Origin of the sequence: Aquimarina sp. Aq78 (genome assembly GCF_900299525.1) — a bacterium.
Classification (GTDB): Bacteria; Bacteroidota; Bacteroidia; order Flavobacteriales; family Flavobacteriaceae; genus Aquimarina.
On record NZ_OMKA01000015.1, the window covers coordinates 52359 to 74992 of the forward strand.

General features: G+C 32.8%; 19 protein-coding genes. 10 read left to right on the top strand and 9 right to left on the bottom strand.

The features are described 5' to 3' along the window. Positions 1–81: 81 nt before the first annotated feature. The 5 genes from DG435_RS10035 (at position 82) to DG435_RS10055 (ending at position 4738) form a co-directional block, all read left to right on the top strand. Positions 82–1116, top strand: a complete 1035-nt coding sequence (locus DG435_RS10035; RefSeq protein ID WP_106792340.1) for a GyrI-like domain-containing protein — start codon at positions 82–84, stop codon at positions 1114–1116. Positions 1117–1271: 155 nt separating this feature from the next. After that, a complete protein-coding gene (gene crcB, locus DG435_RS10040; protein WP_024772137.1) occupies positions 1272–1637 on the top strand; it encodes a fluoride efflux transporter CrcB in 366 nt (121 codons plus the stop codon). A 42-nt stretch (positions 1638–1679) separates the two neighbouring features. Continuing rightward, positions 1680–2018 carry a P-II family nitrogen regulator gene (locus tag DG435_RS10045; RefSeq protein ID WP_106792339.1) on the top strand — a complete coding sequence of 113 codons (339 nt, stop codon included), beginning with the start codon at positions 1680–1682 and terminating at the stop codon, positions 2016–2018. A gap of 320 nt (positions 2019–2338) precedes the next feature. Beyond that, positions 2339–3451, top strand: a complete 1113-nt coding sequence (locus DG435_RS10050) for a porin (RefSeq protein ID WP_106792380.1) — start codon at positions 2339–2341, stop codon at positions 3449–3451. A gap of 174 nt (positions 3452–3625) precedes the next feature. Continuing rightward, a complete protein-coding gene (locus tag DG435_RS10055; RefSeq protein ID WP_106792338.1) occupies positions 3626–4738 on the top strand; it encodes a porin in 1113 nt (370 codons plus the stop codon). Positions 4739–4787: 49 nt separating this feature from the next. On the opposite strand, the gene DG435_RS10060 is transcribed toward DG435_RS10055, so the two are convergent. Further along, a complete protein-coding gene (locus DG435_RS10060; RefSeq protein WP_106792379.1) occupies positions 4788–5402 on the bottom strand; it encodes a DUF1684 domain-containing protein in 615 nt (204 codons plus the stop codon). Between the two features lie 134 nt (positions 5403–5536). On the opposite strand from DG435_RS10060, the gene DG435_RS10065 reads away from it, so the two are divergent. Further along, on the top strand, positions 5537–6751 hold the full coding sequence (locus DG435_RS10065) for an MFS transporter (RefSeq protein WP_106792337.1): 1215 nt from the start codon (positions 5537–5539) through the stop codon (positions 6749–6751). A 24-nt stretch (positions 6752–6775) separates the two neighbouring features. Next, positions 6776–7537: a DJ-1/PfpI family protein gene (locus tag DG435_RS10070; protein ID WP_106792336.1), complete on the top strand. Its 762-nt coding sequence runs from the start codon at positions 6776–6778 to the stop codon at positions 7535–7537. A 299-nt stretch (positions 7538–7836) separates the two neighbouring features. Here DG435_RS10070 and DG435_RS10075 read toward each other — a convergent pair whose 3' ends face one another. The 3 genes from DG435_RS10075 to DG435_RS10085 all read right to left on the bottom strand — a co-directional run bounded on the left by DG435_RS10075 (position 7837) and on the right by DG435_RS10085 (position 10727). Next, positions 7837–9156, bottom strand: coding sequence for a hypothetical protein (locus DG435_RS10075; RefSeq protein ID WP_106792335.1), 1320 nt, complete (start codon positions 9154–9156; stop codon positions 7837–7839). A 178-nt stretch (positions 9157–9334) separates the two neighbouring features. Further along, a complete protein-coding gene (sigZ, locus tag DG435_RS10080) occupies positions 9335–9871 on the bottom strand; it encodes an RNA polymerase sigma factor SigZ (RefSeq protein WP_106792334.1) in 537 nt (178 codons plus the stop codon). Positions 9872–10262: 391 nt separating this feature from the next. Then, positions 10263–10727, bottom strand: coding sequence for an Lrp/AsnC family transcriptional regulator (locus DG435_RS10085; protein WP_024772129.1), 465 nt, complete (start codon positions 10725–10727; stop codon positions 10263–10265). A gap of 250 nt (positions 10728–10977) precedes the next feature. On the opposite strand from DG435_RS10085, the gene DG435_RS10090 reads away from it, so the two are divergent. Beyond that, positions 10978–11361 (top strand): hypothetical protein, encoded by a 384-nt coding sequence (locus DG435_RS10090; RefSeq protein WP_106792333.1) that lies wholly within the window; start codon positions 10978–10980, stop codon positions 11359–11361. Positions 11362–11402: 41 nt separating this feature from the next. On the opposite strand, the gene DG435_RS10095 is transcribed toward DG435_RS10090, so the two are convergent. The 3 genes from DG435_RS10095 to DG435_RS10105 form a co-directional block, all read right to left on the bottom strand. Beyond that, a complete protein-coding gene (locus tag DG435_RS10095; protein ID WP_106792332.1) occupies positions 11403–12947 on the bottom strand; it encodes a sodium:alanine symporter family protein in 1545 nt (514 codons plus the stop codon). A gap of 93 nt (positions 12948–13040) precedes the next feature. Then, positions 13041–14159 carry a hypothetical protein gene (locus DG435_RS10100; RefSeq protein ID WP_106792331.1) on the bottom strand — a complete coding sequence of 373 codons (1119 nt, stop codon included), beginning with the start codon at positions 14157–14159 and terminating at the stop codon, positions 13041–13043. Positions 14160–14398: 239 nt separating this feature from the next. Beyond that, entirely contained in the window at positions 14399–17833 is a 3435-nt protein-coding gene (locus tag DG435_RS10105) for a methylmalonyl-CoA mutase family protein (RefSeq protein ID WP_106792330.1), read from the bottom strand. A gap of 284 nt (positions 17834–18117) precedes the next feature. Between DG435_RS10105 and purU the strand changes: the two genes are divergently transcribed. Next, a complete protein-coding gene (purU, locus tag DG435_RS10110) occupies positions 18118–18972 on the top strand; it encodes a formyltetrahydrofolate deformylase (protein ID WP_106792329.1) in 855 nt (284 codons plus the stop codon). Between the two features lie 71 nt (positions 18973–19043). On the opposite strand, the gene DG435_RS10115 is transcribed toward purU, so the two are convergent. Together DG435_RS10115 and DG435_RS10120 are read right to left on the bottom strand one after the other, a co-directional pair. Then, positions 19044–20501 carry an ankyrin repeat domain-containing protein gene (locus DG435_RS10115; RefSeq protein ID WP_108840599.1) on the bottom strand — a complete coding sequence of 486 codons (1458 nt, stop codon included), beginning with the start codon at positions 20499–20501 and terminating at the stop codon, positions 19044–19046. A 200-nt stretch (positions 20502–20701) separates the two neighbouring features. Further along, complete coding sequence (locus DG435_RS10120) at positions 20702–21658, bottom strand: MBL fold metallo-hydrolase (protein WP_106792328.1); 957 nt, start codon at positions 21656–21658, stop codon at positions 20702–20704. A gap of 128 nt (positions 21659–21786) precedes the next feature. Between DG435_RS10120 and DG435_RS10125 the strand changes: the two genes are divergently transcribed. Beyond that, on the top strand, positions 21787–22500 hold the full coding sequence (locus DG435_RS10125; RefSeq protein WP_106792327.1) for a DUF4197 domain-containing protein: 714 nt from the start codon (positions 21787–21789) through the stop codon (positions 22498–22500). Positions 22501–22634 lie beyond the last annotated feature (134 nt).

A 22634-nucleotide genomic window follows, 5' to 3' on the forward strand; every position in this document is an offset into this window, starting at 1 on the left:
TATTGTTTTGACAAATGTAACAAAATAAAAGGATGTTAAAATTGTTTATATTAGCTGACCAAACAATCTAAACTAACTAACATGAAAATAGTAAAATATTTATTTTTTCTATTATTATTAGTAATAATTGGCGGAGCTGTTTATGTTGCTACCATAGACGGTGAGTATCAAGTAGAAGAAAGTAGAGTAATAGATGCTCCTGATGAGTTATTATTTGCTACAATCAATGAATATAAAACCTGGGACAAATGGGGGCCTTGGATGGATGAATCTGATGATTTTATTATGGAATATCCCGAAAAAACAAGTGGTGAAGGTGCTTCTTATAGCTGGAAAAGTGAAACAGAGGGAGACGGTAAAATGGAAACCATAAAAACTTCTCCATTTACCAGCATAGATCAAAATATCACATTTATCACTCCTATGGGCGAAAGCAAAAGTGACGTGTACTGGAAATTTGAAAAAATCGAAGGCAAAAAGACTAAAGTAACTTGGGGAATGAAAGGTGAACAATCTTTTATGGAAAAGGCATTTTGGGCTACTCAAGATAGTACTATATCCCAAATGATAAAACCTATGTATGCTCGTGGACTCGAAAAACTCGATGCATTCACTGATGAGAAAATGAAAAAATATGCTGTTCATGTAGATGGAGTTACAGAACATGGGGGCGGGTTTTATATGTACAGTGCTACTGCTTCTTCAATAGCTATAATTCCTGAAAAAATGAAAGATATGATCCCTGCAGTGGATACATATATGAAACAAAATAATCTTCCACAAACAGGTATGCCCTTTACGTTATATAATGAGTATAATGAAGAACAAGGAACAGCAATTTTCTCTACCGCAATCCCAACCAGAGATAAAGTAATCACTCCTAAAGAAAGTTCTATTCTTTGTGATTTTTTACCCAGACAAAAAGTAGTGAAGACGACACTTAAAGGAGATTACATTAACCTAAAAGAAGCATGGGAAGCTGGTTACAAATATATTGCAGAGAACAATCTAGAACCAAATATAGAATCTGCAGCTTTTGAGGTGTATCGCGTAGAGCCAAGATTACAACCAAATCCTGCTGAATGGGTTACAGAAATATATATTCCAATAAAATAACACTATATAAACTGCATTCTATTGAATCATAGAATGCAGTTTATTAATTTATGATCATATAGTAACCAAGTTGATACGAACATATATCGTTTTGTAAATTCTATACAAACATAAATTAATACTAGCCAGACCTTTAAAACAATAGATAAAAACAGATGAAACAAATACTTTTGGTGTTTATTGGAGGCGGCACAGGTAGCATCGCACGTTATCTTATAAGTAAATACCTTAATAGCTCTTCTACAGGAATCCCATATGGTACCTTTACAGCTAATATTTTAGGAAGTCTCTTTATTGGGATTATTCTCGGTCTAGCGCTTAAAAACAATGTAATATCACAAAATACTGTTACCCTCTTGGCAACAGGTTTTTGTGGAGGGTTTACCACTTTTTCTACATTTGCCTACGAAAATCATGTATTACTAAAATCCGGAGATTTTATCAACTTCATCATCTATGCCGCCGGATCATTTGTGGTTGGAGTTCTTTTCATATTTTTAGGAATGTTTATTGTGAAATAATCCAATAAAAATTGTACCGGAAATTAATTTAAGTAAAGGCTTATGAAAAAAATCGAAGCAATTATACGCAAATCAAAATTCGAAGCCGTAAAAGAAGCTCTACATAAAATTGAAGTGAATTTCTTTACCTATTGGGATGTAACAGGTGTTGGCAATGAAAAGAAAGGCCATATATATAGAGGGATCACCTATAATACATCTGATATACCACGTAGATACTTATCTATAGTTGTTTCTGATGAATTTGAGGAAAAAACAATTCGCGCACTAATAGATTCTGCTAAAACCGGAGAAGTTGGTGATGGAAAAATATTTGTATCAAATATCCAGGACACTTACAGAATCAGAACCGAAGAAAAAGGTAATCAGGCATTACTCTAAATTTTTGCCGTACTTATCATTTCCAATATTCTCTATTTAAATAAACTCACATTAAGTTTTTAGCTAATCTCACTTTCTAATGTGTTTATTAAGGCCTTTTTAAATAAAACAAATGCAATATCATAAAGAAAGTTAAAAAAGGTACTTTCAAATTCTCAAAATATATCAAAATAAAAATTATACCCTAATTTTATAAGGGTATAAAATACATTATGTATAAAAATTAACACTTATACCCTATATTTTATAGGGTATAAGTGTTTTTATATAGTTTTACCGTACCAATTAAAAACTAATTATAACGGTAATCCATGTTAATTATGAGAACAAAAACCACCACATTTTTTTTAAGAAAAGTAACTTTTTTTACATTAATCTTTTTGAGTTTAAACGTCATTAGCCAAGAAGAAAAACCAAAATCAACACTCGATAAATTAGTATCCAAAATAAGCTTATCAGGATCAGTTGACGGCTATTACAGGTACAATTTTGCAGCGCCTAATGACAATTCGGTAGCTCCACAAACATCTTTTGCAAACGAAAATGGTTTTGCGCTAGGTATGGCTAATGCTATTTTGGGGTATGACGGCGAAAAAGTTGGATTTGTAGCCGATCTTGTCTTTGGATCCAGAGGCGAAGATGCTGTATTTAATTCTGATGATTCTGCCCAAATTATAAACCAGCTATATGTTTATTGGAATGTAACCAAAAGCGTTAAACTTACTTTCGGTAATTTTAATACTTTTATTGGGTATGAAGTAATTTCACCAACAGGGAATTTCAATTACTCTACTTCATATATGTTCTCATACGGTCCCTTCTCACACACTGGTTTGAAAGCAGATGTTGCAATAAGTGAAAAATGGTCTGCTATGCTTGCTATAATGAATCCTAGTGATTATACAGACAACAATCCGTTTGATACTTATATTGCAGGAGTCCAAATAGGATATACCCTGGATAATGGTAGCACCTTTCTTAACTTTAGATATGGTAATGAAGGAGAGCCCGGAGAAGTAGGTCCTACTTTTCAGGTAGATCTTACTACAGGATGGAATCTGACACAAGATTTTTATCTTGGAGTAAATACAACTTATGTATCTACAGAACCACAAGAAAACGGAGATGCTTCTGGGTTTTACGGAGTAGCATTATACCCTCAATACAGAACATCTGAAAAATTCGCTATAGGAATAAGAGGAGAGTATTTCTCGGTTTACAATGGTGGGTTAACAAATGTAATTGGTTTAGACACACAAGGTGATGGAGATGTTATTACAGCTACACTTACAGGAAATTATACTATTGGAGAGTTAACTCTTAAACCAGAATTAAGAATAGACGCAACTTCTGAAGATTTCTTTTTAGATAATGATAGAGAAGCTACAAAAAGTCTTTCTTCTTTTGTACTTGGAGCTGTATATAAATTCTAGTATACCTTTTTATAAAGCAAAAGCGTTCTGAATCATCAGAACGCTTTTTTTTATTCATTCTCTAAATACTTTTTGTCATTAAAAACACCTTACAACTTTATCCTTTCGGGTTCAAATTCTTTTACATAGTTTTACACCCCTAATCAAAAATAATTACAACAATTAAAACTAACTATGGAAGCAAAGGTTATCACAAAATTTTTTAAAAAAGTAGCTCTCTTTACTTTATTTTTTTTGAGTTTCAATGTCATTAGCCAGGAAGAAAAACCAAAATCGACACTTGATAAATTATTGTCCAAAATAAGCTTATCAGGATCAGTTGATGGATATTACAGGTACAATTTTGCAGCTCCTAATGACAATTCGGTAGCCCCTCAAACATTTTTTGCAGACGAAAGTGGTTTTGCATTAGGCATGGCTAATGCTGTTTTAGGATACGAAGGTGAAAAAGTTGGATTTGTAGCTGATCTTGTTTTTGGACCCAGAGGCGAAGACGCTGTATTTAATTCTGATGATTCTGCTCAAATTATAAACCAGTTATATGTCTATTGGAACGTAACTGAAAGTGTTAAACTTACCTTCGGTAATTTTAATACTTTTATTGGATATGAAATGATTTCGCCGACAGAAAATTTCAATTATTCTACTTCATATATGTTCACTTATGGTCCTTTATCTCATACTGGTTTGAAAGCAGATATTGCAATAAGTGAAAAATGGTCTGCCATGCTTGCTGTAATGAATCCTAGTGATTATACAGACAATAATCCGTTTGACACCTACATTGCTGGAGCACAAATAGGATACACCTTAGATAATGGTAGTGCTTTTCTTAACTTTAGATATGGTAATGAAGGAGAGCCCGGAGAAGTAGGCCCTACTTTTCAGGTAGATCTTACTACCGGATGGGATCTGACACAAGATTTTTACCTTGGAGTAAATACAACTTATGTATCTACAGAACCACAAGAAAACGGAGATGCTTCTGGGTTTTACGGAGTAGCATTATATCCTCAATACAGAACATCTGAAAAATTCGCTATAGGAATAAGAGGAGAATATTTCTCGGTGTACAATGGCGGGTTAACAGATGTAATTGGTTTAGATACGCAAGGTGATGGAGATGTTATCACAGCTACACTTACAGGAAATTATACTATTGGAGAGCTAACTCTTAAACCAGAATTAAGAATAGACGCAACTTCTGAAGATTTCTTTTTAGATAATAATAGAGAGGCAACAAAAAGTCTTTCTTCTTTTGTACTTGGAGCTGTATATAAATTCTAGTATATCTTTTTATAAAACAAAAGCGTTCTGAATCATCAGGGCGCTTTTTTTATTCATTCTCTGGATACTTTTTATACACCTTAACACCCACAGGAATCTTTATATCCAGATGGTTTGCTTCTGGAGGTATTGGGCAAGAATATCTATCGTTATAAGCACAATACGGATTATAAGAAGTATTAAAATCAATAACAATATAGTCTCCTTCAGGAATTTTAAGGTCTATAAAACGCCCTCCTGCATAACTTAATTCTCCATTAGTTAAATCTGTAAAAGGAAGAAATAAATAATCTTCAAACTCTGGTTGAGTCTTTAATCCTTGATTTTGATATATCTGTAACACATAAGACTTTTGTCGAAATATAAAATGAGCCTCTCCATATTTAACATATAAAGGTTCTCTACCCGTTGTGGTTTTCATAACAAAAGGTGTCTCATATGGTGTACGAACAAATTTTGCACGAATACAAAAAGAAGTATCAATTTCAAAAAAATCGAGCGTTTTAAAACGTTCTAAATCTTTTGGTATTAAAGGTGACGTTTCTTCAGAAGCAAAATCTTTATTAAGTTCTTCCTGAAAAGATAATATTTTTTTTATCGCTATAGAATCCTGAGCAATTATATTCCCAATAAAAAACACAAATAAAATTGATATTCTGAACACTTCCCCTTTATTTTTTTGCAAAAGTACAATTTACAATTAGTTAACTAATTAATTTTAATAAAATTATGCTTAAATAATAGATAAAAAGCTACTTTTATCTATTAATTGGAAGTCTAATACAAATCATAAATACATTGCTAAAACTTTTACTTCATTACTTCAACTCTTTTTCTGGATTATCAAAAGAGGTGTGGTGGTTAGCTTTGATCACACTAATCAATAGAGCCGGGGCAATGGTAATCCCCTTTTTATCTCTATACTTAACCGATGACCTGGACTTTTCGCTACAACAAGTAGGATGGATTATGACCAGTTATGGATTAGGTTCTTTTTTAGGTGCTTGGTTAGGAGGCAAATTATGTGATCAAATTGGTTACTATAAAGTCATACTTATTTCTTTGTTATTAACAGGAGTTTCATTTATAACTATTCAATATTTTACTAGTTTCTGGAGTATTTGTGTTGGTTTCTTTATTCTAATTGCAATTGCTGATATGGCAAGGCCTGCTTTTTTTGTAGCATTAAGCGCCTATAGTAAACCAGAGAATAAAACCAGATCATTAACTTTTATTCGACTTGCTATCAATCTAGGTTTCTCTGCCGGTCCTGCAATTGGCGGGCTAATTATAGCGTCTATAGGTTATTATGGTTTGTTTTGGATAGACGGGATTACCTGCATTATAGCTGGGTTTGTCATGATACAAACGCTTCATCCCAAAAAAGCAAAAGTATTGGATAAGGAAGTTGTTGTCGAAAACCCGGTAAGTGCTCATAGTGATGGCACTTATGTCTTGTTTCTAATTGCATTGGCTTTATTTGGTTTTATATTTGTGCAGTATTTTTCTACAATCCCATTGTATTATAAAGAAATACACCAATTATCAGAGCAGAAAATTGGATTATTACTTGCTTTAAATGGTGCTTTGATATTTTTCTTTGAAATGCCATTAATAGCATACCTAGAAAAAACCAAACTATCTAGAATAGGCAATGTTATTGGAGGTTTTGTCCTAACAGGTATAAGCTTTCTACTACTATTGTTTACTCCCTGGGCAGGAGTTTTGGTTATCGGAATGATTATCGCCACACTCGGGGAGATGGTCGCATTTCCCTTTGGAAATGCTTTTGCTTTAGATAGGTCAAAAAAAGGAAGACAAGGAGCCTATATGGCATTATATAGTATGTCTTTTTCTCTTGCTCATATCTTTGGTCATAATTCTGGAATGCAATTCATAAATAATTTTGGGTATGAAAATACCTGGATTTTTATGACCCTGATTGCTGCCATAGGAACATTTTTATTATACATCGTAAAACGAAAACTTAACCAGGAAAAAACACCTGGTTAACTATCATTTATAAAACTCATAGCAATGAAAAATTTCTTTTTCACCTTTTGTATTATATTAATTTATGGTTGTACTCAAGTACAGCAGGAAAAGCAATCCAATACTGTAGAAACAAAAATAGAAACAGTAAAAAAGAAAAAGAGTTTTCCCAAATTAGAACCTAACCGATATAATGTTGCTTTCCTCATTATGGATGGAACTTATAATACTGAGTTTACTGCTCCTTTTGATATTTTTCAACATACTCAATATCGTAAGAACATAAAACAAATGAATGTTTTTACAGTTGCAAATACAGATCACCCAATAACCACGTTTGAAGGTGTAAAAATTATACCTGATTATAATTATGTAAAAGATTCTTTGCCTAAAATAGATATTTTGGTAGTTCCTAGTGCCGAGCACCATTTAGATACCGATTTAGATGATAAAGTGATGATTGATTTTGTAAAACAAGTTGATAAAACTGCCTCGTTTATGACTTCGCACTGTGATGGAGCATTTGTTCTCGCTAAAGCTGGAGTTCTTGATGATGTGGTGTCCACTACTTTTCCTAGCGATATAGATCAAATGCGTAGTACATTTCCCAACCTGGATATCAGAAAAGAAGTCCTATTTGTACATGACAAAAAGTATATAACTTCTGCCGGAGGTGCTAAAAGTTTTGAAGCTGCATTATATTTATGTGAATATCTATATGGTGCAGAAATTGCAAGATCACTTGCAGGAGGATTAGTAATTGATTGGAACCTGAAAAATGTACCTCATCTTGTAGTTAATAAATAAAAATAATAAAAGCGATCTTATTCAGATCGCTTTCAGTATTTAGGGAAAATTACGTACTCTCTTTAGCTTCAAGATTCGGGGTCTTTAGACTAATGTCCTCACACTTAATTTATCCCTGATGTATTCCAAACTAATATTTTAAATCCATATCGTCATACAGTTTAAAATGTTAATTCTGGATGACACATCAAGTATTTTTTACTATTGTAAATATAATGTAAAAAAATCATACAAACCAAAAAAACTACGACAAAAAACACATAAATTCGATGAAATACACAAAATTTTATGATTTCAATTTATTTTGAAAAGAAGTATTTAGAATTTCCGAGGTATTTTTTCACTAATTCATTATACTTTTTAGATATTCTCAAGGCTAATGTACCTTCTATAGTATACAATGCATTTAGATCTTTATATCCATTTTTCAGCATTTGCTCTAAATAAAACAAAGCTGTTTCATTATCCTGATCCTGGGCACTTAATGAAATTATTTTTCGATAAGATTCAAAATCCTTTTTATCCACTATGGTACTCAATATATTAAGGAATAAATTTTCTTCCAGATTTTCTTCTTTTTCAGGAAGTTCATTTTTATAACTATCGACCAGATATCTCACATAACCTTTCATTCTATACCCCATATGACGGGCATGTTTTTCTTTGCCTAAAATCAAGGTATCTAATTCTGACATTTGATATTTCCACCACCCCAAGTTTTCAAACTCTTTTACTCCGATATCTTCCTCCATAGAAAGTAAATATGCTTCTCTAAGAAAACTTTCCTTGTTCAGGTATTTTGCCTCTAGTCGTTTCTGTTGTTTATACTCTTTAGTTTTTTTAATTTCTTTCTGTTTTTCTTTTAGATCATTAGTATTAAAAAAAACGCCGTATTTGAGTCGTATACGTTTTACTTCATTAAAAGCATTTAAGAATCTACCTTCACCCTGATAAGATTCTACTTGTTTCATTTCTTTCTGAAATAAACCTCGAACCCAAATTGAATCTATTGGCATCCTTCCTTTATTCATTGCGTGTAATGTAAAATCAGAAAGTGTTTTTTTTATATGTTTATTGAGTAGTAATCCAGAATCTTTCTCACATACATAAACCTCAGCAGGAACTGCCCTGCTTTTTAAGTATTTTTTAATATTGAAAAAATCCTGGTACCTATAATTATCAATACTTACAATACCCCGATAAGAGAAGTTTTTTTTAATCCTTATTCTCGAATCATAGAAATAAGTATCTTCTATTGCAATTACCCCAAATACTTCATTAGGATATAAAGCGGCTAGTAGACTTGCTAATTTTGCATCTTCCTGTATCCCCGCAATGTAGACTCTTCCTTTTTGAATCTGAAAAAGAGAAAAAATATGGCTCATAAAATCAGATACATACTCTACTCTTTTTTGTGCTTCTTGATCTTTCTGAAAATTACTAATAGCTACAATATACCCTTGTTCTTCAGCTGCTTCCCTATATAATTGCGCAGTTTTTCCTGTATTTCCCGAACTATCAAACCCCAAGAGTAAGGGCCAACTTTTATCTAAATCAAAAGATTTGGGTAAATAAATACTAAAATGATTACCTGTAGAAGGAATAATCAAAGAATCCATAACAACACCCTTTTTGAGTGTAAGCGTATTTTGCCCATAGTTTATGAAGCTTATGCAAAGTACAACAAAAAAGAGATGCTTTTTAAGAAACAATATTGACACAACACAATGAATTTATAACTAAATAACACAAAAAAAACACCACCTAATAGCTTTTAGCAGTATTTTAATATCTTTTTTATCTACATATTTTACAATTTTCCTTCCCTTTAGTCTCTCCTACTAATTTCCCTTCATCATTAAGTTTATAGTCACAGCAATCCATATACCCTTGTATGATCATTTTTCGAGCACGTTGTATTTGTGATTTAACAGTAGACAAAGGTATTCCTAATTGTTCTGCAATTTGTTTTTGCTTAAGACCTTTCACATCAGAAAGAAGTAATGGGTTTCGATATTTTTCTGGCAATCTATTTATTAATTCTGGGAGACAATCTTTTTCAGAATGATCAGTATCAGTCTCTTCATATATTTGTTCATTTATAAAATCTGTAGTTTGTCTATTTTCTTTAAAATAATCATATACTATATTTCTTGCAATTGTAAATAACCAGGATTTGATTTTAGAATGATCTCTAAGTTTATTTTTATTACTATGTACCTTTATAAAAGTCTCTTGTATCAAATCATCAACAATTTGATCGTTTTTCACTTTACTTTTTATAAACAATCTAATGTCTTTATGATAGGTTTTCCAAAGATTCGAAGTTTCCATAAATCAAAACAGAAATATCCCTATTTCTATTTTTAATAGAAATAGGGAAGTTATTGTTAACAGCTACATCCTGTACATTCGCGTCCTAGTAATGGAGCAGTTAGAACATTGCCCTTCTGCGCAACTTGAACATGTGCAGGTACATTCTTTATTTTTCATAATGCTATGATTTAATATAATTATATATCTATAGGACTAAAAGGAGTACAAAAAGATGCATAATTATTCTATAAATTTAATGAAATCTGGATTAGAACAATAAAAAAACGTCTGAATGCATTCAGACGTTTTTCACCTTTTCCCTGTACTCTCTTTAGTTCCCCATACTAATGTCCTCACACAAGATAAAGATTGTTCTTTGTATAGATATAATCAAATCTCATGCCATAAATTAGATGTCTAATTCTCTAAATTCGGCATGACCAGTAATTGGATTATTCTCGATAAGATTAGAAAGTATAATATGTGTTTTGACTTCTCCATAAGTAATAAGTCTATCTATAAATTCTTGCAAATGTATCTGATCTCTTAATACTACTTCCATAACTATATTTTCATTACCTGTGATTCGATAACAATTCATGACTTCCTTAAATTCTGATACTTTTATCAAAAATGGTTTTAATCTTCCCATAAATGCTCGCAGCGTGATTATTGCCTTTAATTGATACCCAGTTTTGGTATATGAAACATCGGCAATATATCCTTTTAAAACTCCATAATCTTCCATCTTCTTTATCCTTTCGGCAACTGCAGGAGAACTTAAACCTACTTTTCTTCCTATCTCAGTATTAGATAATCTTGCATTTTGTTGCAAACATTTTAGAATATCCCAGTTTATAGCATCTATTTTCATTGGTGTATTTTTCATTTTTTTAATGATCATTTAGAATTTGCATAAGCATCTTTTTTCTATCCTTATCTATACTTTTATGCTCTGTATTATATATAGCTACATCTTCTAATTATTATTTCATTTACAAAAATTTCATTTTTAAGCAAAAAATAACAAAAGTCCTTAATTGCTAATGTAAATTAATCATTTGACTTTAAATAATAAAGAAAAAATACTAAAAATAACATTATTTTTGAAGTAACAAACTAATATGAGATTACAGCCCCGAAATAAAAGATTATACAAGAAAGCTCTTGAGATATTTACACTCTCGAGAAGCATTTCAAATTATCTTGTTCATGACTTGGCTGCATTACAAAATAATGGGAGTGAGAATCCTCATATTTATTTTACAGGTGACATCATAAGACAATCAGATGCGCTGGCTCCTAAAATAATTAAAGCCGAAAACCAAGTCTTTCAAGATGAGCGTATAAGGCATGCTACTTCTCTAATACATATTACCAATAAGCTTTATAAAAATTGTGAGCGTCTCGAGCAATCCGAAAGTAACGGAAAAGAATTCTTAATTCTATTGCGTAAAGAACTTAGAAAATTTAAACATCTGCAACGTTCCTGGATGATGAGTTTATAAAGTATACTTTTTATAGATTTCTATTTCATGATATTTTTTGATTATTTTATCCTTCCGGCAATACTTTTTTTGTAGCGTATTAATTCATCTTTTACTTTAGGGCTTAATAAAAATAAACCTATCATATTAGGTACCATCATAGCAAAAATCATTGCATCACTAAAATCTGTAACTGCATTTAATGTAGCTGCAGCACCTATTACTGTAAAACAGCAAAAAATAAACTTATACAAGTATTCTGTGCGTTTGCTTCTTCCAAAAAGATAGCTCCAGGCCTGGTATCCATAATATGACCATGAAATCATAGAAGAGAAAGCAAAAAGTAATACTGCAATTGTGAGGAGATACGGAAACCATGAGACACCACTCTCTAATGCAGAAGCAGTAAGGAGAACACCTTGTTCAAAATCAATTTCGGTACTTGTATCTACCTGCCCGGTTATAATTAACACCAAAGCAGTCATTGTACACACAACCACAGTATCGATAAAAGGCTCGAGCAATGCCACTAGTCCTTCACTTGCAGGAAAACGTGTTTTTACAGCACTATGAGCTATTGAAGCACTACCAACTCCTGCTTCATTACTAAATGCTCCTCGTCTAAACCCTTGAACCAATACTCCTACAAAACCTCCCATTACTCCTTCAGGATGAAAAGCACCTTCCCAAATCGCTCTAAACGCTGCAGGAATAGCAGAGCTATACAATACCAAAACAATCAAAACTGCTGCGATATAAATCAATACCATAAAGGGTACAATTTTATCCGTGACACTTGCTATTTTTTTGATTCCGCCAATGATAACAACACCAACTAATATTGCCATGATAACTCCAAACACCCAACCTTGTCCATGTAACATTGAGTTATCCGAAATTATCACATGATCAAACAATTTAAATGCCTGATTTACCTGAAACATATTACCACCACCAAACGATCCACCTATACACATAATAGCAAAAAGCACAGATAGAACTTTTCCTAATTTGGCATAACCTTTTTCTCCTAACCCTTTGGTTAAATAATACATAGGACCACCAAAAACTTTTCCATCACTATCTACCTCCCGGTATTTAACTCCCAATGTACATTCTACAAATTTTGAAGACATTCCCAACACTCCTATAATGATCATCCAGAGTGTTGCTCCCGCACCACCAATAGATAAGGCAATTGCTACACCAGCAATATTACCCAGTCCTACTGTAGCCGAAACGGCTGTAGTTAATGCCTGAAAATGACTAACTTCTCCATTTACATCATCAGTATTTTTTTCTTTTACTAAAGTGCTTTCAGAAGATAAATCATTAGAACCTTCCTGATCCAAATTTTCTACAGCATCATATTTTCCCCGAACCACTTGTATCGCGGTATAAAAACTTCTTACATTAATAAACTTAAAATACAGCGTAAAATATCCAGCTCCTAATATCAATACCACAACCACCCAAGGAATTCCTACAGTCTCTGTGATTGGGATTTCGGCCAGAATTGCATCGACAAACCAACTGGTAGCATCACCAAAAACACGATTGATATTTTCATCTAAATTTTGTTCTGAAATAATACAAGGAAATAACATAGTGAAATTTTTAAAGCAAATTGCTCTAAAAACCAACACTACAAAAGGTTAAGTAGTATTCAAAATTTATGACCAGAATGGTTAAGCATACGGTTACGTATCATCTTTTAGTGAAGTATACTGAAGAAAACTATTAGCCTTTGCAAAAGCAATCAACTGTTCTTTTCCCCCTGTCCCACTTATGTTAAGCATCTTTTTTATTTGATGGATATGGGTCTGAAATCCATCTGTACTAATGTGCATTTCCTGGGCAATTTCGGTATATGATTTATAGCTTCCATAATACGCCAGGTATCCTAAAACCTCTTTTTGTCTTTCGGAAAGTTCTATTTTTGATGTTGCTTTTATCGTTTTTAGGTTATTTTTTAATGTCTTGATCGTATCCAAATGGCTTTCGTTTGCCAATAGCAATTGTTCTTTTTCTTTTTCGAGTTTAGCTTTTTGAATTTCCAGTTTTTGAGCCAGACTTTGCTGTTGTTCTTTTTCTGAAAGAAATTTCCAACTGTATAAAAGAATAGAAAATAAAAGAATAAAAAGAAATTTGAACGAAATAGCAGTAATACTACCTAATACTCCCCAGAATTGCTGATCAATAAATTGTAAAACTCTATCCTGCGGTATCATACGATGGCAAACAGCGATTACAATTAAAACAAATAATGCAAACGTGGGTAAATACATAAATCTCATTTGCCTTCCTACAAAAGCTTTATTAAGCTCATAAAGCAATGAAATAGCCACCAAAATAGAAATAGGGATATCAATCAACCAAATAAAATTATTACTAATCTCGGGATTGCCATAGGAAGATGCGATGAAAACAAAAGTGATCATTCCTAAAACACCGCAAAAGAGCCCTATAAATTCGCGAACACTAAAACGTTGTACCAGTCGCACTACAATCCCAGGTTTTTGAGGATGTTCTATTGAAGGAAGGGATAATAAAATAAACAATGAGTTTGCCAAAGAAACCAGTACTCCAAAATAAATCAGGATTTTATTGGTCGAAGGCCATTGTAATCCTTCAACCATAATCAAGTTAACCAAGGCTCCAAGACCCCAAACAAATATTGCCAGTCCAAACCACTTGATTCCATGAATAGCTTTTTTATCAGCTCCACGAAGTTTTTCTTTGCTAAAAATACGTTGAATTACTATTGCCGAAATAAGGCACACAATTGCGGTTACTGTATATTCTATGGTACTAAACACGAATTAGATTTTTATACCAATTTCAAAGTTAAAATGGTATTACTCATGCCTAAAGATATTGAAATTTTGATCATTATTAATCTTTCTTAGATAAACCCTAAATAAATCGAGTATTGAATTGAGTTCGTCTAATGCTACAAACAATAAACCTCACAGGGATACCGAAACAAGCTAAGTATCTCTGTGAGGTTTTGTTAAAAGAATTCTATATTATGCTTCGCTCTTACGAGTTAAGCAACTTACATATTTCGTCTATACTGCCCTCCTACTTCAAACAGTGCTGATGTAATCTGGCCTAAAGAACATTTTTTACATACATCCATTAAAGCTTCAAAAATGTTCTGATTACTGATTGCTTTTTGTTGTAAGTTTTTTAGTAGTTCTGCTGTAGTGTCAGCATTTCCTTTATGCAATTCGTTTAGCATTTTGATCTGATACTGCTTTTCTTCTTCTGTTGCACGAATTACTTCTCCTGGTGTTACCGTTGGTGATCCTTTAGAGCTTAAAAATGTATTCACTCCAATAATCGGAAACTCTCCATTATGTTTCAACGTTTCATAATACAAGCTCTCTTCTTGTATTTTACTACGTTGGTACATGGTTTCCATAGCTCCAAGCACTCCTCCTCGTTCTGTAATCCTGTCAAACTCTGCTAATACCGCATCTTCAACAAGATCTGTTAGTTCTTCTATAATAAAAGATCCCTGAATTGGGTTTTCATTTTTAGCTAGTCCTAATTCTTTATTAATGATTAATTGTATTGCCATTGCTCTACGCACAGACTCTTCTGTTGGCGTGGTAATCGCTTCATCATAAGCATTGGTATGCAATGAGTTACAATTATCATAAATCGCATATAAAGCTTGAAGTGTTGTACGAATATCATTAAAATCAATTTCCTGGGCATGTAATGATCGACCCGAGGTTTGAATATGATATTTCAACATCTGAGCTCTAGAATTTGCTCCGTATTTATTTCTTAAAGCTTTTGCCCATATTTTACGTGCTACACGCCCAATAACTGCATATTCTGGATCAATACCATTAGAGAAGAAAAAGGATAAGTTAGGTCCAAATTTATTAATATCCATTCCACGGCTTAGATAATATTCTACATAAGTAAAACCATTTGCCAATGTTAATGCTAACTGTGTGATTGGATTTGCACCTGCTTCTGCTATATGATATCCAGAAATGGATACCGAATAGAAGTTACGTACTTGTTTGTCAATAAAATATTCTTGTACATCTCCCATCAAACGCAGTGCAAATTCTGTAGAGAAAATACAAGTATTTTGTGCTTGATCTTCTTTAAGTATATCTGCCTGTACTGTACCACGAACAGTATTTAAGGTTGTAGCTTTAATGTCATTATATACATCTGCGGGTAATACCTGATCTCCTGTAACACCAAGAAGCATTAGTCCTAATCCATCATTACCTTCAGGGAGTTCGCCTTGATATTCTGGACGTTCTACTCCTTTTTTGGTATATATTTTTTTGATTTTCGACGCTACTTCGGTTTCAAGGTTATTTTCTTTAATATATTTCTCACAGTTTTGATCGATCGCTGCATTCATAAAGAAACCTAGTAACATTGGTGCAGGACCATTAATGGTCATACTTACCGAAGTCATGGCGTGTGTTAAATCAAATCCAGAGTATAATTTCTTTGCATCATCAAGACAGCAAATTGATACTCCTGCATTACCAATTTTACCATAAATATCAGGTCTTTGGTCGGGATCATTTCCATAAAGTGTTACCGAATCAAAGGCAGTAGAAAGTCGCTTAGCCGGCATTCCTAAACTCACATAGTGAAAACGACGATTGGTACGTTCGGGACCACCTTCTCCAGCAAACATACGTGTTGGGTCTTCTCCGGTACGTTTAAAAGGATATAAGCCCGAAGCATAAGGAAACTCACCCGGTACATTTTCTTGTAAACACCATTTCAAGATATCACCCCAGGCTTCATATTTTGGTAATGCCACCTTAGGAATCTGACTATGCGACAGAGATTCTGTATGTGTTTCTATTTTAATTTCTTTATCTCTTACCTTAAAAGAATAAATAGGATCTTTATATTTTTTGATCTTAACAGCCCACCCTGTAATAATTTCCCAATTATGAGGATCAAGATTAAGTTTTACTCTATCAAACTCTGCTAAAAGTAACTTCAAAAATGATGCATTATCCTCGGTTTTTACATTTTGAAGACTCTCTTCTTCAATACCATTCTTAGATAAAGCAATAGAATCAACATTAGCAACGCTACAGATCGTTTTATAAATACCATATAATTTTTGTGCAACTTCTACCTGAGTGTTTGCAGTTTTATCATATGCTCTGTTATTCTCTGAGATTTCTGATAAATATCGAGTTCTACTTGGTGGAATAACAAATATCTTTTCAGACATTTCTTTAGAAATATGAAAATCAGACTTCAACTCAACTCCGGTTTTCTCTACAATTTTATCCATAATTGCCTTGTAGAGTGTATTCATCCCCGGGTCATTAAACTGCGAAGCAATAGTCCCAAATACTGGTAACTCATCTTGTGGAATATCCCATAATTGATGATTACGCATATATTGTTTTTTTACATCTCGTAATGCATCCAAAGAGCCTCTTTTATCAAATTTATTGATGGCTACCAAGTCTGCAAAATCCAACATATCTATTTTCTCTAATTGCGTTGCTGCACCAAATTCTGGTGTCATTACATATAAAGAAGTATCACTATGCTCTAAGATTTCGGTATCAGACTGACCGATTCCCGAAGTTTCGAGAATGATAAGATCAAACTCAGCAGCTTTAAGCACTTCTATAGCTTCTGCCACATACTTAGACAATGCCAGATTAGATTGGCGTGTAGCCAGAGAACGCATATATACTCTTGGAGAATTAATAGCATTCATTCTAATTCTATCTCCTAATAATGCTCCTCCCGTTTTACGTTTAGAAGGGTCTACAGAAATTAATCCGATTGTTTTCTCTGGAAAATCAATTAAAAACCGGCGAACCAACTCATCAACTAATGATGATTTACCAGCTCCACCAGTACCAGTAATACCAAGTACAGGTGTTTTTGACGTTTTATTTTTTATATGTATTTGATCTAAGGCTCCTTTAGCTATTTCAGGAAAATTTTCTGCTGCAGAAATAACTCGAGCAATAGAACCGATTTCTTTTTCTACCAGATGCTCTACTTCTCCATTAAGCTGATCTCCTATAGGAAAATCCGACCTTTCTACAAGGTCATTAATCATTCCTTGTAACCCTAATTCTCTTCCATCATCAGGAGAGTATATACGAGTAATCCCATAATCCATCAGTTCTTTAATCTCTTCGGGAAGGATTACTCCACCACCGCCACCAAATATTTTAATGTGAGTTGCTCCTTTTTCTTTTAGCAAATCATACATATACTTAAAATATTCGTTATGCCCTCCTTGATAGGAAGTCATAGCTATAGCATTAGCATCTTCTTGTATGGCACAATTCACAACCTCTTCTACACTACGATCGTGACCTAAGTGAATGACTTCTACTCCTGTAGATTGGATAATACGGCGCATAATATTAATAGCCGCATCGTGTCCATCAAATAATGAAGCTGCGGTAACTATTCTTACTTTATTCTTGGGTGTATATGGTGCTTTTTGTTCCATTGATAATAAAAAGTGGTTTTAGTGCTGCTAATTTACGAAATACGCATCAAAAAGGATTATTTTTTTAGAATTATATAATTTATTTAACCTATCAAATGCTTTCATTATTTATAGTTCAAATTTAATACTTATTATGTTAGTTTTCTAAAAATCATACATTGATCAAGGCAATACAGTTCAAATCAATAAAAGAATAAGGCTAATTCATAAAATTTAAGAAAAAAACAATTTCTAAAATCAGTTCAATAATAGTAAGTTTATGTCTTGAGAAAACACAAGTCATAATGAAAAAAACAACCCTATTAATTAATTGCCCCGACAGAAAAGGAATTATAGCAACAGTCACCAATTTCATTCTGGCCAAAAAAGGGAATACCATATACATAGAACAGCATGTAGATCGTGAACTAAAGGAATTCTTTATGAGATTAGAATGCGAATTTGATGAAGACGAAGAAAAACTTGCGTTATTTAAAGAGTCCTTTACTACACACGTTGCAGAAAATTATAACATGCATTGGGAAATGTATGATACAGAAAAGAAGCCTCGAATGGCTCTTTTTGTTTCTAAATACAATCATTGTCTTTATGATATTTTGGGAAGATATGCCTCTGGAGAACTAAAAGTATACATCCCTATTATTATAAGTAATCATGAAGATCTTAAGCCTATCGCTGATGCTTTTGATATCCCATTTAAGCATATTCCGGTAACAAAAGATACCAAAAAACAAGCTGAAACACAGCAAATAGAACTTCTAAAAGAACATAATATTGACTTTGTAGTTCTGGCGAGATATATGCAAATTATTTCTTCTGATTTTATAGAGCAATTTCCTTATAAAATCATAAACATACACCGTTCTTTTTTACCTGCTTTTCCTGGAACAAAGCCATATCACTCTGCTTATGAAAGAGGTGTAAAAATCATTGGCGCAACAAGTCATTATGTAACTTCTGATCCAGAAGGCGGACCTATTATTGAGCAAGAGATTGCGCGTGTATCGCACATTCATAATGCACATGATTTTGTTCTTAAAGGTCGTGATCTCGAAAAAATTGTATTATCTCGAGCTATTAAACATCATCTTGAAAGAAAATTACTGGTCTATAATAATAAAACTGTTGTTTTTTCATGAAGGAAAAACTCCCTTGTTTAAATGTATTTCTGTTTCAAAGTGTAGCGCTTTAAAACGAGAGATACCGCTTTTTATAAATATTTACGTTGTTTTAACCACTTTACCATTTTAGGATTAATCTTATGTCGCGGTAATTTCCTAAGTGGTTTGGTCTTTGCCCGATTCTGTACAAGAAGGGTAACCATCTCTGTATGATTATTTAAGACCGCAATACATAGTGGCGTTTCTGTATATAAACCCGTGTGGGTTCCATGTTCAATCGGCACCTTATGTTCTAATAGTACTTTTACTGCTTCCAGAGCATTTTCTTGTGCTGCTATCATCAAAGGTGTTTTATGAAAGTAATTTGGTGTGTTAGGATCTGCACCATGATCTAATATTAATTTTATAACAGTTGCATTATTTTCCTTAACCGCAGATATAAGTGGTGTTTCACCTAAGCCAAACACAGCTGTGTTCTGAAGATTGATATCTGCACCAGCATCAAGAAGCATATGTATTAACTTGATATTATTCTTAATGACTGCCATATTCAACGCAGAAAACCCTAATTTAGAAGTCGTATTTATATCTACCCCTATTTGTAGTAAATGCTTCACTAATGGAATATCTTCTTGAGCACAAGCTTCTACCAAAGATATCTTCTCTATTCCCTCAATAGTATCTATTTTGAATTCTTTAGCATTTTCGGGTGTTTCCTGTTGTATTTCTTCCAAAAAATCTTCTTTAAGCCTGGTAGGTGTTTTTACAACTTCTTGTGAAGTCTTAATTTCTTTTACAGAATTCGAAACAGAATCTGTTACACCATTTTTTTTAAGATACTTTATACTTTGCTTGAAATATTTTGCTACAGTTTTATTTAGAAATTTAGCATAGTCAATAGATTCTCCTCGTTTAATTGATAAATATGCCATCGAATAGGCAATAACTTGCTCTGGTAAATACCCTTGTTTACTCATTTTCCAATTGTTCCCAATTCCTATTTGTTCTGAAGAAAAATTAAATTTAGAGTTTCCAATAAAAATTCCAAAACCACATACTATGGCCAGAAGATCTGTGAGATACTCGTCATTATCCTTAATCCATTGTTCTCCTAAAAGCAGTTGATGTGATAGTTCGTGAGCTATTGTAGCAATTAGAGTTTCTAAGTTGTTAAGCTGATCGGTGGCTATAAAAATCGTAGTAACATCATTTAAATTTTGATACATCCCTGCCGTACCTTTCCATCTCCCATTGATATCGGCTGGAGTAGTAAGAATGCTACCATCTTCCATTTTTACTGCCCCCTCATTGAATAATTTCAACTGAATACTTACATCCTCTATTCCCATTAGTTGCATAACCTGATTCAATACAAACTTAGCATCTGATAGCGTGCCTTCAAACTTCTTACTAAAATAAGGATGAGTTGGTAATACAGTTTTCGTCTCTCGTCCTTTTAACTTATCATCAAGAAACGCAATACTTTCTTCTACCCACTTTTTATCTTCTGGAGTAATAGGCAATTTCAAGTTCTCTTTCCAAAACATATATAGTTTTTCACTTTATAAATTATCTATAAAGATAAAACGATACTCAGTAGTAGCATCCCCCATTTTCAGTGATTTTATGTTTCAAATTTTATCACTAATGTTTATAGTTTTTATATTTATAAAGAATGTGTTTTCCCAATTAATTAAGATCTATACAACAAAATAAGCAATCACTTATAACAATAATACTGTAGTTTTTATAGCGGAAAAACATCCTTGGTATTTGCAAAATGATATCCTTGTTCTTCCAGGGCTGTTCTTCCTTTGTAATCTTTTTGAAGTGCCGGATTCGAATGATTAAAATGAATAAATATTATTTTTGATTTTACTTCTTTTGATTCATTTTCAAATAAAGCAATGGTTTCTTCGATAAAAGGATGTGGCACCTCGGACATTGGTCTTGGAATTTCTCCATTTTGAAAGAAAGTAGCATCAATAAAGGCATAATCTACTTGTTTGACCTGATCTACTATATTTTTCTTCCAAAGAGACCACTTATTAATATCCGGGATAAATAACGCTTTTTTACTATTTCCGATAATTTTATATCCTACTGTTTCAGAATATTCATCTCTATGAGGTACCAAAAAGGGAATTACCTGTATCGCATTTGTTAACGCAATTGTAGAATCTGCCTGTATAGGTTTAATGGTTATATTCTTCAAAGAGACCAATTGTGACCATGGGCCGTTAGTTTCTAAAAAAGATTGCATTCTTGGCATTGCATACACAGGTATTTTATTTGCTCCCATGGCTTCTCTCCCAAAATGCATCAATCCTGTATAGTGCCCTATATGAGCATGTGTTAAAAATACGCCATCAATAATAGCATCATTTTTTAGATGTTCATTGTCTAAAACTGCCAATTGTTCTGGCATATCTGGTGTTGCCTCGAATATAAATTTTTTATGGTGTTTCTTATCAATCACACCTAATGCAGTAACCAATTCTTTATCAACCTTACCTTTTTGAACAGCTACGTATTCATTTGTATTATTAATATGAGGAAACCCTCCGTCCTGTGCAATTCCTAATACAGCAATATACTGGTCAAATTCATTTTGTGGAACAGATTGGCTTTTTATCGATACTTTTTCATTTTTACATGAAATAATTAGAATAGATAGTATTAAAAAAATTAAATTTGATTTCATCTGACTACATTTATTAATTTTAAAGGTTAGGTAAAATTCGCAATACGTAATTATGATTGGATATCAACCTAATCATAATTACGTATTACATATAGTTATAATTACAATCTCAAATCTAATAAGAAATCATGAAACAAATTTTTATTATACTCGCTATCTTTTTATTATCAAGTTGTGCAGAGTTACAACAAGTCGTAAATAACCTTCCGCAAACTACCGGAGGTTTTGGATTGAGCAATATTGATATCTCTAATGGATTAAGAGAAGCTTTAGATAATGGTATTGATAAGCAAGTCACAAAACTTACCCAAAAAGATGGTTTTTATAGAAATCAACTTGTTAAAATTCTTCTTCCCCAAGAGTTACGAAAAGTAGATAAGACATTAAGAGATATTGGATTAAGCAAACTTGCAGATGAAGGGTTAAAAGCAATTAATCGTGCTGCAGAAGATGCTGTAAAAGAAGCAACACCTATATTCGTAGGTGCTGTAAAACAAATAACGTTTAATGATGCTAAACAAATACTGCTAGGTAATAACAGGGCAGCTACTCAATATCTTGAGAGTAAAACGCGAAGTCAACTATACCAAAAGTTTAATCCTGTAATCAACAAATCATTTTCTAAAGTAGGTGCAGATAAAATTTGGTCTAATATTATCACAAAATACAATGCAATACCACTCACCAATAATGTAAACCCGGATCTAACAGATTATGTAACGGGTGAAGCTCTTAAAGGAGTGTATGCCATGATTGCCGTAGAAGAAAAAGACATTCGAACTAAGCTTAGCTCCAGAACAACCGATTTATTGCGACGGGTATTTGCTTTGCAAGATCGATAAAATCTTAAATAAGCCTCTTAATCAATAATTAAGAGGCTTATTTACATTTATAACAATTTTAGGCTACCTTAACTGATCCTTAAGAAACCTCCTTTCTATTATCCAGTATCTTTGCATTATAAATGTAAGAGAAG

What these genes read in the sequence shown, in the direction of transcription:
- DG435_RS10120 (WP_106792328.1), bottom strand. Translation starts at nt 21,658, where the DNA reads ATGAAATCAAATTTAATTTTTTTAATACTATCTATTCTAATTATTTCA.
- DG435_RS10115 (WP_108840599.1), bottom strand. Translation starts at nt 20,501, where the DNA reads ATGTTTTGGAAAGAGAACTTGAAATTGCCTATTACTCCAGAAGATAAA.
- DG435_RS10070 (WP_106792336.1), top strand. Translation starts at nt 6,776, where the DNA reads ATGAAAAATTTCTTTTTCACCTTTTGTATTATATTAATTTATGGTTGT.
- DG435_RS10125 (WP_106792327.1), top strand. Translation starts at nt 21,787, where the DNA reads ATGAAACAAATTTTTATTATACTCGCTATCTTTTTATTATCAAGTTGT.
- DG435_RS10035 (WP_106792340.1), top strand. Translation starts at nt 82, where the DNA reads ATGAAAATAGTAAAATATTTATTTTTTCTATTATTATTAGTAATAATT.
- sigZ (WP_106792334.1), bottom strand. Translation starts at nt 9,871, where the DNA reads ATGGAAACTTCGAATCTTTGGAAAACCTATCATAAAGACATTAGATTG.
- crcB (WP_024772137.1), top strand. Translation starts at nt 1,272, where the DNA reads ATGAAACAAATACTTTTGGTGTTTATTGGAGGCGGCACAGGTAGCATC.
- DG435_RS10105 (WP_106792330.1), bottom strand. Translation starts at nt 17,833, where the DNA reads ATGGAACAAAAAGCACCATATACACCCAAGAATAAAGTAAGAATAGTT.
- DG435_RS10075 (WP_106792335.1), bottom strand. Translation starts at nt 9,156, where the DNA reads ATGGATTCTTTGATTATTCCTTCTACAGGTAATCATTTTAGTATTTAT.
- DG435_RS10090 (WP_106792333.1), top strand. Translation starts at nt 10,978, where the DNA reads ATGAGATTACAGCCCCGAAATAAAAGATTATACAAGAAAGCTCTTGAG.
- DG435_RS10045 (WP_106792339.1), top strand. Translation starts at nt 1,680, where the DNA reads ATGAAAAAAATCGAAGCAATTATACGCAAATCAAAATTCGAAGCCGTA.
- purU (WP_106792329.1), top strand. Translation starts at nt 18,118, where the DNA reads ATGAAAAAAACAACCCTATTAATTAATTGCCCCGACAGAAAAGGAATT.
- DG435_RS10055 (WP_106792338.1), top strand. Translation starts at nt 3,626, where the DNA reads ATGGAAGCAAAGGTTATCACAAAATTTTTTAAAAAAGTAGCTCTCTTT.
- DG435_RS10050 (WP_106792380.1), top strand. Translation starts at nt 2,339, where the DNA reads ATGAGAACAAAAACCACCACATTTTTTTTAAGAAAAGTAACTTTTTTT.
- DG435_RS10085 (WP_024772129.1), bottom strand. Translation starts at nt 10,727, where the DNA reads ATGAAAATAGATGCTATAAACTGGGATATTCTAAAATGTTTGCAACAA.
- DG435_RS10095 (WP_106792332.1), bottom strand. Translation starts at nt 12,947, where the DNA reads ATGTTATTTCCTTGTATTATTTCAGAACAAAATTTAGATGAAAATATC.